The organism is Streptomyces sp. NPDC043854 (assembly GCF_056436005.1).
Window position 1 is genome coordinate 241,953 of the sequence record NZ_JBWKDK010000003.1, and the last position, 13,079, is coordinate 255,031.

Annotated in this window: 9 protein-coding genes; 5 read left to right on the forward strand and 4 right to left on the reverse strand. The window is 69.5% G+C overall.

Going from position 1 to position 13,079, the window contains the following annotated elements; all coding sequences use genetic code 11:
• Positions 1–167: 167 nt before the first annotated feature.
• The 4 genes from AC068A_RS04760 to AC068A_RS04775 form a co-directional block, all read right to left on the reverse strand.
• Positions 168–941 carry a succinate dehydrogenase/fumarate reductase iron-sulfur subunit gene (locus AC068A_RS04760; RefSeq protein ID WP_478580704.1) on the reverse strand — a complete coding sequence of 258 codons (774 nt, stop codon included), beginning with the start codon at positions 939–941 and terminating at the stop codon, positions 168–170.
• The gene (locus tag AC068A_RS04765) at positions 938–2,839 is read right to left on the reverse strand and encodes a fumarate reductase/succinate dehydrogenase flavoprotein subunit (protein WP_478580707.1); all 1,902 of its coding nucleotides are present in this window, start codon (positions 2,837–2,839) and stop codon (positions 938–940) included. Before AC068A_RS04765 ends, AC068A_RS04760 begins: the two co-directional genes overlap by 4 nt.
• A gap of 1 nt (position 2,840) precedes the next feature.
• Positions 2,841–3,662, reverse strand: a complete 822-nt coding sequence (locus tag AC068A_RS04770) for a hypothetical protein (protein ID WP_478580710.1) — start codon at positions 3,660–3,662, stop codon at positions 2,841–2,843.
• 104 nt (positions 3,663–3,766) lie between these two features.
• Entirely contained in the window at positions 3,767–3,994 is a 228-nt protein-coding gene (locus tag AC068A_RS04775) for a hypothetical protein (RefSeq protein ID WP_478580713.1), read from the reverse strand.
• Between the two features lie 381 nt (positions 3,995–4,375).
• On the opposite strand from AC068A_RS04775, the gene AC068A_RS04780 reads away from it, so the two are divergent.
• From AC068A_RS04780 to AC068A_RS04800, 5 genes are all read left to right on the forward strand, one after another.
• Positions 4,376–6,703, forward strand: a complete 2,328-nt coding sequence (locus AC068A_RS04780; protein ID WP_478580716.1) for an ABC transporter family substrate-binding protein — start codon at positions 4,376–4,378, stop codon at positions 6,701–6,703.
• Positions 6,704–7,104: 401 nt separating this feature from the next.
• Complete coding sequence (gene typA, locus AC068A_RS04785; protein ID WP_478580719.1) at positions 7,105–9,009, forward strand: translational GTPase TypA; 1,905 nt, start codon at positions 7,105–7,107, stop codon at positions 9,007–9,009.
• Positions 9,010–9,446: 437 nt separating this feature from the next.
• Positions 9,447–11,069 carry a peptide ABC transporter substrate-binding protein gene (locus tag AC068A_RS04790; RefSeq protein ID WP_478580722.1) on the forward strand — a complete coding sequence of 541 codons (1,623 nt, stop codon included), beginning with the start codon at positions 9,447–9,449 and terminating at the stop codon, positions 11,067–11,069.
• A 94-nt stretch (positions 11,070–11,163) separates the two neighbouring features.
• Entirely contained in the window at positions 11,164–12,111 is a 948-nt protein-coding gene (locus AC068A_RS04795) for an ABC transporter permease (protein WP_478580724.1), read from the forward strand.
• Positions 12,104–13,066, forward strand: a complete 963-nt coding sequence (locus AC068A_RS04800) for an ABC transporter permease (protein ID WP_478580727.1) — start codon at positions 12,104–12,106, stop codon at positions 13,064–13,066. The genes AC068A_RS04795 and AC068A_RS04800 overlap by 8 nt, the downstream gene beginning before the upstream one ends.
• The last annotated feature ends 13 nt before the right edge of the window (positions 13,067–13,079 follow it).

Consider the following 13,079-nt stretch of genomic DNA (forward strand, 5'->3'; position numbering starts at 1 on the left):
GGAACGAGGCAGTGGAGTGGATCAGGTGCCTGCAGCCCGGCCCGATCCGGCGCGCATCGGATCGCTACGTGGTCCTGTCGGATCAGCGACTGGACCCCGTCGTCGAGGGGCCGCCGGGCCGCCCCCGGACCGCGAGGGGGGATCGGGGGCGGGCTCGGGCGGGTGCGTCAGGGGTTTTTGCGGCGGGTGATCTTCGAGCCCAGCCACACCAGGGGGCCGTACTTGCGGTCCACGACCCGTTCCTTCAGCGGGATCAGGGCGTTGTCGGTGATCCTGATGTCCTCCGGGCAGACCTCCGTGCAGCACTTGGTGATGTTGCAGTAGCCGAGGCCGTGCTCCTCCTGGGCGGCGCGTTTGCGGTCGAGGCCCGCCTCCTGCGCCGCGTCCAGGGGGTGCATGTCCAGTTCGGCCACGCGCATCAGGAAGCGGGGGCCCGCGAAGGCCGGTTTGTTCTCCTCGTGGTCGCGGACCACGTGGCAGGTGTCCTGGCACAGGAAGCACTCGATGCACTTGCGGAACTCCTGCGAGCGGTCCACGTCCATTTGGTGCATGCGGTACGCGCCGGCCGGCAGGTCTTTCGGTGGTACGAAGGCGGGCACCTCCCGTGCCTTCGTGTAGTTGAAGGACACGTCCGTGACCAGGTCCCGGACCACCGGGAAGGCCCGCAGGGGGGTGACGGTCACCGTTTCGGCCCGGTCGAAGACCGACATCCGCGTCATGCACATCAGCCGCGGCCGGCCGTTGATCTCCGCGCTGCACGAACCGCATTTGCCGGCCTTGCAGTTCCAGCGCACCGCGAGGTCCGGGGCCTGGGTCGCCTGGAGGCGGTGGACGATGTCCAGGACGACCTCGCCGTCGTGCACCTCGACGGTGAAGTCGCGCAGGTCCCCGCCCTCCGCGTCGCCCCGCCAGATCCGGAACCGGGCGTCGTATGTGCTCACTGGTAGAGCTCCTCTTCGGCGAGGTACTTGACCAGCTCTTCCTTCTCGAAGAGCGCCAACAGGTCGGAGCGGATGGGCTCGGTACGGGCCCGCTCCAGGACGATCCGGTCGGCCGCCGGGTCCGCGGGGGCGGGCTCCACCGGGCGGCAGAGGAGGTTCACCGGGCGCCAGGCCCGGTCCATTGAGGGGCAGTCCTCGCGGGTGTGCCCGCCGCGGCTCTCCGTGCGTTCCAGGGCGGCGCGGGCCACGCACTCGCTGACCAGCAGCATGTTCCGCAGGTCCAGGGCGAGGTGCCAGCCCGGGTTGAACTGCCGGTGCCCCTCGACGCCGGCGCGGGCGGCGCGGGTACGCAGGGAGGCCAGCTTGCGCAGTGCCTCCGCCATCTCGCCCTCCCGGCGGATGATGCCGACGAGGTCGTTCATGGTCGTCTGGAGTTCCTGGTGGAGGGTGTACGGGTTCTCCGCGCCGTCCGCGGCGTGGAACGGGGCCAGGGCTTCCGCTGCCGCGGCGTCGATCTGTTCCCGGGGGATGGCCGGCCGGCCGCCGGCGGACGCCGCGTATCCGGCGGCGTGCAGGCCGGCGCGCCGACCGAACACGAGGAGGTCGGACAGGGAGTTCCCGCCGAGCCGGTTCGAGCCGTGCATCCCGCCCGCGACCTCGCCGGCCGCGAAGAGGCCGGGGACGCCCTGTGCCGCGGCGGTCTCCGAGTCGACCGCGATCCCGCCCATCACGTAGTGGCAGGTGGGGCCGACCTCCATCGGCTCGGCGGTGATGTCCACGTCCGCCAGTTCCTTGAACTGGTGGTACATCGAGGGCAGCCGGCGTTTGATCTTCTCGGCCGGCATGCGGGTGGAGACGTCCAGGAAGACGCCGCCGTGCGGGGAGCCGCGGCCCGCCTTGACCTCGGCGTTGATGGCCCGGGCCACCTCGTCGCGGGGGAGCAGCTCGGGCGGGCGCCGGTTGTGGTCCGGGTCCTCGTACCAGCGGTCGCCTTCTTCTTCCGTTTCGGCGTACTTCTCCTTGAAGACGTCGGGGACGTAGTCGAACATGAACCGCTTGCCCTCGCTGTTGCGCAGCACGCCGCCGTCGCCGCGGACGGACTCGGTGACGAGGATGCCCTTCACGGAGGGCGGCCAGACCATGCCGGTGGGGTGGAACTGGACGAACTCCATGTTCAGCAGGGGGGCGCCGGCGAGCAGGGCCAGGGCGTGGCCGTCGCCGGTGTACTCCCAGGAGTTGGAGGTGGTCTTGAAGGACTTGCCGATGCCGCCGGTGGCCAGGACCACCGCAGGGGCTTCGAGGGCGAAGAAGCGGCCGGACTCGCGCTCGTAGCAGAAGGCGCCCGCGACCCGCTGTCCGTCCTTGAGGACGCGGGTGACCGTGCACTCCTGGAAGACCTTCAGGTGGGACTCGTGGTCGCCGGTCTCCTCGAAGTCCTGCTGCTGGAGGGCGACGATCTTCTGTTGGAGGGTGCGGATCAGTTCGAGGCCGGTGCGGTCGCCCACGTGTGCGAGGCGGGGGTACTCGTGGCCGCCGAAGTTGCGCTGGGAAATCCGCCCGTCGGGCGTGCGGTCGAAGAGTGCGCCCCAGGTCTCCAGTTCCCAGACGCGGTCGGGTGCCTCCTTCGCGTGCAGTTCGGCCATCCGCCACTGGTTGAGGAACTTGCCGCCGCGCAGGGTGTCGCGGAAGTGCACCTGCCAGTTGTCGTGCTCGTTGACGTTGCCCATGGCGGCGGCGATCCCGCCCTCCGCCATCACCGTGTGGGCCTTGCCGAACAGGGACTTGCAGATCACGGCCGTACGGGCGCCGCGCTCGCGGGCCTCGATGGCGGCCCGCAGCCCGGCGCCGCCGGCGCCGACCACGACCACGTCCCACTGCTGCCGGTCGACTTCAGCCATGTCAGAAGATCCTCGGGTCGGTGATCGCGCCGGTGGCGAGCAGGTACACGTACAGGTCGCATGCGGCGACGCTGATCAGGGAGGCCCACGCCAGCTGCATGTGCCGGCCGTTGAGGCGGCTCACCCAGCCCCACAGCCGGTAGCGGACCGGGTGCCGGGAGAAGTGCTTCAGCCGGCCGCCCATGATGTGCCGGCAGGAGTGGCAGGACAGCGTGTAGCCCCAGATCAGCACGATGTTGAGGACGAACAGCAGCGTCCCGAGGCCCATGTGGCCCCACTCGTACCGGTCGTTGCGGAAGGTCAGCACGGTGTCGTACGTGAGGACGGCCGCGACCGGCAGGGCCGTGTAGAAGAAGTACCGGTGCGCGTTCTGAAGGATCAGCGGGAAGCGGCTCTCGCCCGTGTATGCGCTGTGCGGTTCGGCGACGGCGCAGGCGGGAGGCGAGGCCCAGAAGCTGCGGTAGTACGCCTTGCGGTAGTAGTAGCAGGTCAGCCGGAAGCCGAGCGGGAAGACGAGGACCAGCAGGGCGGGGGACAGGCCCCACCAGCTGCCGAAGAGGTCCAGATTGGGGCCGTCGCGCATCTCCTCGCAGTTCGCCGCCAGGCAGGGCGAGTAGAACGGGGAGACGTACGGGGCCGCGTAGTAGTCGGCGTTCGCGAAGGCCCGCCAGGTCGAGTAGACGACGAAGGCGAGCAGCCCGGCCGCGGTGCCGGCGGGGGCCAGCCACCACCGGTCGGTGCGCAGGTGGCGGGCGCGGATCGCGGCCCGGGAGGCTTCGTGGACGCCGGTGAGCTGCCGGGGTGGTTCGGTGCCTGTGGCCAAAGGGGACTCCGGGAGGAGTGGTCGGGGTGGCCCAGGAGACCCGGCCGCCGCGGGTGCGGGGCCGGGTCCGATGGGGTGGATGACGGGGGTACGACTGCTGGGGGTCAGGGTGCCCGGCGGTCGCGGGCGCCGAGTCCCTCGTCGTCGGTGTCCGTCCACAGTGCGCTGTCGTACGGGACGTCCGGGATGGTCACCATCCGGGACGAGTCCGGGGCCGCCGGCCGGCCGCCCGCCGGTTTCTGCCGCGAGGCCTGCTTCTCCAGCTGCTCGACCTTGCGGGTGAGCTCGTCCAGGCTGCGCCGTACGGCGTTCAAATCGTCCTGCAGGGACATGACTTGCCCTCACTTCCGCAGGTTGCGGTGGCAACGCTCATGTGCGCCTGCGAGTGTCGCGCCTCCCGTCCCCGGTTGTGAAGGGACGTGCAGCGAATGCGGGCGCGCAGGCGCGATCTGTGCGCCCCTCCCTGCGTCCATTCTCATCCCTCCCCCGAGGGAACGCGCGTCCCGGCCGCAACCGGGATTGGTCCGCACGGGTGGGCTTCGCGGCGTGGCGGAGGGCGGCTGCGGAGGGCACGGCGGGCCGTGGATTTCAGTGTGGTTCTGCACCCGGTGTGATCAGCCGCAAATACCGCCGAACGTGATCAAGCCGCGCACCCGTGCGCCCCCTCGCACGACCTTTACGCCCCTTCACGCCCCGCCCCGGAGGTACCACCCATGTCCCAGAGAAGGCGCGGATCCTTGGCGCTCCTGACCTCGGGAGTCCTCGTACTGCCGCTGCTCGCGGGCTGCGGTGCGGGAGACGAGGGAGGCCCTGCGGCCGCCGGACCGGACATCGCGGCGACCGCCCGCGACCTGGTTGCCGACGGCGGCGTCCTGCGGTGGGCCGTGGACGGCCTCCCCGAGACCCTGAACGTCTTCCAGGCCGATGCCGACGCCACCACCACCCGGATCGCCGGGGCGGTGCTGCCCCAACTGTTCACGCTGGACGACAAGGGGCGGCCGACGGCCAATCCGGACTTCCTGGAGAAGGCGGAGATCGTCGAGCGGGAGCCCAAGCAGGTCGTCCTGTACAGGCTGAACCAGCAGGCCGTGTGGAGCGACGGCCGGGAGATCGGCGCCCCGGACTTCGTCGCCCAGTGGCGGGCCCTGAGCGGCAGGGACTCGGCGTACTGGACCGCCCGCAACGCCGGCTACGAGCGAATCGAGAAGATCGAGCGCGGCCGGAACGACCTGGAGGTCCGGGTCACCTTCGCCAAGCCCTACACGGACTGGCGCTCCCTGTTCTCCCCGCTCTACCCCAAGCAGGTCACCGGCAGCCCCGACGCCTTCAACGAGGGGGCCCGCGGCGCCCTCAAGGTCACCGCCGGCCCGTTCAACCTCGGGGCCATCGACAAGGGGACGGGCACCGCCGCGCTCACCCGCAACGCCCGCTGGTGGGGCCGGCCGGCCAAGCTGGACAGCCTGGTCCTCACCGCCGTGCCCCGGGCCGAGCGGGCGAAGGCCCTGGCCGCGGACAAGGTCGACCTGGCGGAGGTCGACCGGGCGGTCGCGGACCGGATCACCCAGGCCCGCCGGGACGCCACCCGCTCGCCGGGCGGGGCCGCGGCCCCGGCCCAGGGGGCCGCCACCGCGGAGAGCGAGGCGCTGCGTGCCTTCACCGTCCGCAAGTCCCTCGAGCCGGCGTACACCCAGCTCGCCCTGAACGGGGCCTCCGGCCCGCTGGCCGACGAGCGGGTCCGCCGGGCCGTGGCCCGGGCGATCGACCGCCGGGAGCTGGCCGAGATCGTGCTCAAGCCGCTGGGGCTGCCGGCGCGGCCGGTGGGCAGCCACCTGGCGCTGGCCGGGCAGCGGACGTACGCGGACAACAGCGACGCGCTCGGCGGCCAGGACACCAAGGCCGCGCAGGCGCTGCTCGCGGATGCCGGCTGGCACCGGGGCGGTGTGCTCACGCAGCCGGCGGGCGCGAAGGCCGGCCCGGAGGCCGGCCCGGAGGCGGAGCAGCAGCAGGAGGAGCAGGAGGCGGAGCAGCAGCAGGAGGAGCCGCAGGCCGGGCAGCAGGACGACGGCGGGACCCCGGCCGGCCCGGGCACGGGCGAGGACGGCCTGTACGTCGTGGGCGAGGAGGACGAGCGCAACGGCGACGTCCGCGCCGCCGCCCTGGAGCGGGGGCTGCCCGGGCTCCGCCCCGCCCTGCTCCCGAAGGGGCGGATCCCGCTTCCGCAGGCCGCCGCCGCGATCGCGGAGCAGCAGGAGGAGGCCCTCCTCGCCCAGGCCGCGGCCCTGGCCGCCTCGGACGGCAGTACGACCACCACCACTGATGCCACCACCGCCGACGACGGCAAGGCCCCCGGGGCCGACGACGGGCAGGCGGCCTCGGACAGCACCCCCGCGGCATCTTCCGGCGCCAGCGCGAGCCCGGCGCCGGCTCCGGCCCAGCCCGCCCGGACCTCCGGGAACATGCTGGCCAAGGACGGCAAGGCGCTCAGCCTGCGCTTCGTCCTGCCGTCCGGGCCCGGCTCGGAGTCCCTGCGCACCGTCGGGGAGCGGATCGCGAAGATGCTCCGGAAGGTCGGCGTGGCCACCGAGCTGACGAAGGTGGCCGACGAGAGCTTCTTCAGGGACCACATCGCCTCGGGCCAGTACGACCTGGCGCTGTACTCCTGGCCGGCCACCGCCTACCCGGCCACCGACGCCCGCCCGATCTTCGCCAAGCCGGAGCCGGCCGCCGACGGTTCGCTGCTCGTCGAGCAGAACTACACCCGGGTCGGCACCGACCACATCGACCAGCTCTTCGACCAGGCCGTGGCCGAGCTGGACGAGGAGGCCTCCCGGGAGCTGATGCGCAGGGCCGACGCCCGCATCTGGGCCGCGGCCGGCTCCGTCCCGCTCTACCAGCGCCCCGAGCTGGTGGCGGCGAAGCCGGGTGTGGCCAACGCGGGAGCCTTCGGCCTGGGCAGTCCGCGCTACCAGGACATCGGCTGGAAGAAGGCCCCACAGCGCCGGGAAACGGGCTCCAAGGAAGAAAAGGAGAAGAACAAGTGACAAAGCGGGGCCAGTCAGGTTGACCCGCGGATCACAAGCTCAGAAGTGACTCAAGTCTCTTGCCCGCCGGACCTCCGGCGGGCAAGGTCGTGCATACCCATTGACCCGGAGCACCACCCGCCCGGGCCCCGCGGCAGCAGGCGCCCGAGCACCCCTACCAGCAGCGGAGCAGCAGCGCAGCGGTACCGCAGCAGCTGCGCAGGATCCCTGCGAACCGACGGCCGGACCCCCACCCGCATCCCGGCCGTTCCTCAGCCGTCCGGCCTCTTGACAGACCCCCCGGCGGCCACTTCCCGCCACGCGAAGTACCATGGGGTAAGGCCGTGGCAGGTTTTCCGCCCGGCAGGCTCGCGTGCCGGACCGTACGCGACGCCATCCACGATCCCGGGAGAAGCGCCGCAGTGCCCACGCGCCATGACATCCGAAACGTCGCCATCGTCGCCCACGTCGACCACGGCAAGACGACCATCGTCGACGCCATGCTCAAGCAGGCCGGTGCCTTCGCCGCCCACCAGCAGCTCGACGATCGCATGATGGACTCGAACGACCTGGAGCGTGAGAAGGGCATCACGATCCTCGCCAAGAACACGGCGGTGAAGTACCACCCCAAGGACGGCGGGGCCCCGATCACGATCAACATCATCGACACCCCCGGCCACGCCGACTTCGGCGGCGAGGTCGAGCGCGGCCTGTCGATGGTCGACGCCGTCGTCCTGCTGGTGGACGCCTCCGAGGGTCCGCTGCCGCAGACCCGCTTCGTGCTGCGCAAGGCGCTCCAGGCGCGGATGCCCGTCATCCTCTGCATCAACAAGACCGACCGCCCGGACTCCCGGATCGACGAGGTCGTCAACGAGACGTACGACCTGTTCCTGGACCTGGACGCGGACGAGGACCAGATCGAGTTCCCGATCGTCTACGCCTGCGGCCGTGACGGCATCGCCTCGCTGACCAAGCCGCAGGACGGCACCGTCCCCGCGGACAGCGACAACCTGGAGCCGTTCTTCTCCACGATCCTGGAGCACGTCCCGGCCCCGACGTACGAGGAGGACGCGCCGCTCCAGGCCCACGTCACCAACCTCGACGCCGACAACTTCCTCGGCCGTATCGCGCTGCTCCGCGTCGAGCAGGGCGAGCTGCGCAAGGGCCAGACGGTCGCGTGGATCAAGCGCGACGGTTCGATCTCCAACGTCCGCATCACCGAGCTGATGATGACCGAGGCGCTCACCCGCAAGCCGGCCGAGGTGGCCGGACCCGGTGACATCTGCGCCGTCGCCGGTATCCCCGACATCATGATCGGTGAGACGCTGGCCGACCCGGAGAACCCGGTCGCCCTCCCGCTGATCACGGTGGACGAGCCGGCGATCTCCATGGTCATCGGCACCAACACCTCCCCGCTGGTCGGCCGCGGCGGCTCCGGCAAGGGCGCCGACGCGAAGGCCGCGGTCAAGGACCGCAAGGTCACCGCCCGCCAGGTCAAGGACCGCCTGGACCGCGAGCTGATCGGCAACGTCTCGCTCCGCGTCCTGGACACCGACCGCCCGGATGCCTGGGAGGTCCAGGGCCGCGGTGAGCTCGCGCTCGCCATCCTGGTCGAGCAGATGCGCCGCGAGGGCTTCGAGCTGACCATCGGCAAGCCGCAGGTCGTCACCAAGGAGGTCGACGGCAAGGTCCACGAGCCGGTCGAGCGCATGACGATCGACGTGCCCGAGGAGCACATGGGTGCCGTCACCCAGCTCATGGGCGTCCGCAAGGGCCGCATGGACAACATGTCCAACCACGGCTCCGGCTGGGTCCGCATGGAGTTCGTCGTCCCGTCCCGCGGCCTCATCGGCTTCCGTACGGAGTTCCTGACCCAGACGCGCGGTACGGGTATCGCCCACTCCATCCACGAGGGCCACGAGGCGTGGTTCGGCGCGCTGCAGACCCGCAACAACGGTTCGCTGGTCGCCGACCGCGCCGGTGCGGTCACCGCGTTCGCGATGACCAACCTCCAGGAGCGCGGCGTCCTGTTCACCGACCCCGGCACCGAGGTGTACGAGGGCATGATCGTCGGCGAGAACTCGCGCTCCGACGACATGGACGTGAACATCACCAAGGAGAAGAAGCTCACGAACATGCGGTCCTCGTCGGCCGACTCGTTCGAGGCGATCGTTCCGCCGCGCAAGCTCTCCCTGGAGCAGTCCCTGGAGTTCTGCCGCGACGACGAGTGCGTCGAGGTGACCCCGGAGGCCGTCCGCATCCGCAAGGTCGTCCTGGACCAGAAGGAGCGTTCGCGCACCGCCTCGCGCGCCAAGGCCGCCAAGTAACACGGCAGTTGGCGGGCGCCGTACCCCCCGGCGAGCCCGACGTACAGCCCCTCCCGGCACGGATCTCCGTGCGGGGAGGGGCTGTTCGTTTTTTCACGTCTGTCAAGGGGATTGTTGCGTTCTTGTGTCCGCATACCGACCGTGACACTCCGGAAGTTGAGCTAACCGTCCGTTTCGCACGTGTCTGTCTCTGATCCTTTTGTCCGGATTTCGGGTTTCTGCCGCGGATCGATGTTGTGAAAACGAGACCACGCAGGTGTGGTTTACGCCCGGGGGTGTCCCTGAGGATGGCTCCATTGAGCTCGGGTCAATGGGTCACACGCTGTGGGGAGCGTCGACTCACGAGCACACGAATGGGGCCGGATTTCGCTGTCAGGGGTGTCAGCGGAGCCGGGTCCTTCACGTATCCACCGTGACTCCTGAGGAGGCAATAACCCATGCGCGGAGCAACGAGCGCCAAGTGGGTCGCCGGAGCCGTCGTCGTGGCGATGGCCGCTACGGCATGCAGCACCAGCAAGGACTCGAACGCCGGCAAGTCCGGCGGCAACATCACCGTGGTGCTCGGCGAGCCGCAGCACGGCCTGATCGGTCAGAACACCGCCGAGTCCGAGGGCGCCGAGGTTCTCAACGCCCTGTTCGTCGGCCTCGTCGACTACGACAACAAGACCAACGAGCCGAAGCTCGCGGTCGCCGAGTCCATCGAGACCACCGACTCGAAGACCTGGACGATCAAGATCAAGGACGGCTACACCTTCCACAACGGCGAGAAGGTCGACGCGCAGTCGTTCGTCCGCGCCTGGAACTGGGGCGCCAACCAGGACAACGCCGCCGAGGGCATGCCGTTCTTCGCGAAGATCGAGGGCTCCGAGGAGCTGGCGCCGGGCAAGGACAAGAAGCCCACCGCCACCGAGCTCAAGGGCCTGAAGGTCGTCGACGAGAAGACCTTCACCGTCACGCTGAAGGACCCGTTCTCCCAGTTCAAGACCATGCTGGGCTACAACGCCTTCTACCCGCTGCCCAAGGCGTTCGAGGCCGACCCGAAGAAGTTCGGCGAGGCCCCGATCGGCAACGGTCCGTTCCAGATGGACGGCGCCTGGGAGCACAACAAGCAGATCAAGATCAAGAGGTACGACAAGTTCCCGGCCGAGGGCCGCGCGAAGCTCGAAGGCGTCACCTTCAAGATCTACGACAACCTGGACACGGCGTACAACGACCTGCGCGCCGACACCATCCAGATCGTCGACAAGCTCCCGATCTCCGCGATGGCCACCGTCTCCCAGGAGTTCGGCGACCGCTACATCTACAAGCCGGAGTCGGGCGTCGGCTACCTCGGCATGCCGCTGGAGACCAACCCGGAGGCCTTCGGCAAGCTCGAGATCCGCAAGGCGATCTCGATGGCCATCGACCGGGACGCCATCACGAAGACCATCTTCAACGGCACCCGCAAGCCGGCCGACGACTTCATCAGCCCGATCATCCCCGGCTACCGCAAGGGCGCCCTCGGCGAGGCGGGCACCTACAACCCGCAGAAGGCCAAGGAGCTCTACACCCAGGCCGGCGGCATCCCCGGCAACAAGCTGGAGCTCGGCTACAACGCCGACGGCGGCCACAAGGAGTGGATCGAGGCCGTCGCCAACCAGCTGAAGGCGAACCTCGGCCTCGAGGTCACCGCCAAGCCGTACGCCAAGTTCGGCGACATGCTGGACGACCTGGGCGCCGCCAAGTACAAGGGCGCGTTCCGCATGGCGTGGTCGATGGACTACCCCGCCGCCGAGAACTACCTCCGTCCGATCTTCTCGAAGGTCGCGATCGAGAACGGCTCCAACTACGGCCACTACAAGAACGACGAGTTCGAGGCCCTGATGGACAAGGCCGACAAGGCGACGGACCCGGCCGAGGGTCTGAAGCTGTACCAGCAGGCCGACGACATCATCATCAAGGACCTGCCGTACATCCCGGTGTTCACGTACATGTCTTCTTCGGCCTACTCCAAGTCCGTGAAGAACGTTCAGGTCGACGCCCAGGGCCGCATGGACCTGGCCAACGTCGAGCTCAACTAACACCCCTCTTCACTTAGGGGAATTCCAGGGGGCGGGCAGACGGAATCAGGTTTCCGTCTGCCCGCCCTTTCCCCCTGTTCTTGTTGGAGGTCTGATGGGCCGCTACCTCATCCGCCGACTCATACAGGCGATCCCTGTCCTGCTCGGTGCCACGTTCCTGATCTACGCGCTGACGTTCGCCATGCCGGGCGCTGACCCGATCCAGCTGCTCGCCGGCGAGAAGAAGGCCGACCCCATCGTCACGGCGATGCTGCGCGAGAAGTACCACCTCGACGACCCGTTCCTGCTCCAGTACTGGAACTACATCAGCGGCGTCTTCCAGGGCGACCTCGGTGAGACCCTCACCGGCCGCAAGGTCGCCGACCTGTTCGCCGAGGCGTTCCCGTACACCGTGAACCTCGCCCTCGTCGCCTTCGTCATCGAGGCCGTCGTCGGTGTCCTCGCCGGTGTCCTCGCCGCCCTGCGCCGCGGCAAGTTCCTCGACCAGCTCGTGCTCATCTCCACGCTGATGGTCATCTCGATCCCCGTCTTCGTCACCGGCTTCGTGCTGCAGCTGACGCTCGGCGTGCAGCTGAAGAACAACTGGGGCATCGACTTCTTCCCCGTCTCGTTCAACGAGTCGGACGGCTTCCGCGCCTACCTGCTGCCGGCCTTCGTCCTCGCCTCCACCTCGCTGGCGTACGTCGCGCGCCTGACGCGCACCAGCCTGATGGAGACGATGCGCGCGGACTACGTCCGCACCGCCACCGCGAAGGGCCTGCCGCGCCGCCGCGTCGTCATGAACCACGCGCTGCGCAACGCCATGATCCCGATCGTCACCTTCCTCGGCGCCGACCTCGGCTCCCTCATGGGCGGTGCGGTCATCACGGAGCGCATCTTCAACATCCACGGGGTCGGCGGTCTACTCGCCCAGTCCGTCTACCTCAAGCAGGGCGCGGTCGTGGTCGGCGGTGTGACCATCCTGGTCCTCGTCTACCTGGTCGGCAACCTGCTCGTGGACCTGCTGTACGCCGTGCTCGACCCGAGGATCCGCTATGCGTGACACAACTACGGTGGAGGACTCGATGACGACCGACACCCAGATCGCCGGCGCCCCCTCCGCCGGCGCCGCGGTCAAGAAGGACGGCGGAAAGAAGAAGAAGGACCGCGAGGCGAGCCTCTGGTCGGACGCGCTGGCCGACCTGCGCCGCAACCCGGTCTTCCTGATCGGCGCGTTCCTCGTCGTCTGCATGCTCGTCATCTCCGCGTTCCCGCAGTGGTTCACGGACGGCAGCCCGTTCGCGTCCGACGCGTGCAAGCTGCAGGACTCGCTCAAGACCCCGAGCGCGGACCACTGGTTCGGCTTCGACATCCAGGGCTGCGACGTCTACACCCGCACGGTGTGGGCCGCCCGCAACTCGGTCATCGTCGGCATCGTCACCACCTCGCTGGTGGTCATCGTCGGCGGTGCGCTCGGCCTGCTGGCCGGCTGGACCGGCGGCATCCTCGACAGCTTCCTGTCCCGCTTCACCGAGATCTTCTTCGCGATCCCGCTGCTGCTCGGCGGCATGCTGATCATGTCCGCGCTGCCGGGCAACGCCTGGTCGGTCTCGCTGGTGCTCGCGATCCTCGGCTGGCCGCAGATCTTCCGCATCATGCGGTCCTCGGTGCTGCAGAACAAGAACAACGACTACGTGGTCGCCGCCCGCGCCCTCGGCGCCGGCACCCTGCGCATCACGCTGCGGCACATCCTGCCGAACGCCATCGCCCCGGTCATCGTGGTCGGTGCGATCAGCCTGGGCGTGTACATCTCCGCCGAGGCGGCCCTGTCCTACCTCGGCATCGGCGTCCAGCCCCCGGAGATTTCCTGGGGCCTCATGGTCAGCGACGCCTCCGTCCGCTGGCTCCAGGCTCCGCACGTGCTCCTGTTCCCGGCCGGCGCGCTGAGCATCACGGTGCTCGCGTTCATCATGGTCGGCGACGCGGTGCGCGACGCCCTCGACCCGAAGCTGCGCTGAGGAAGGGCGTACG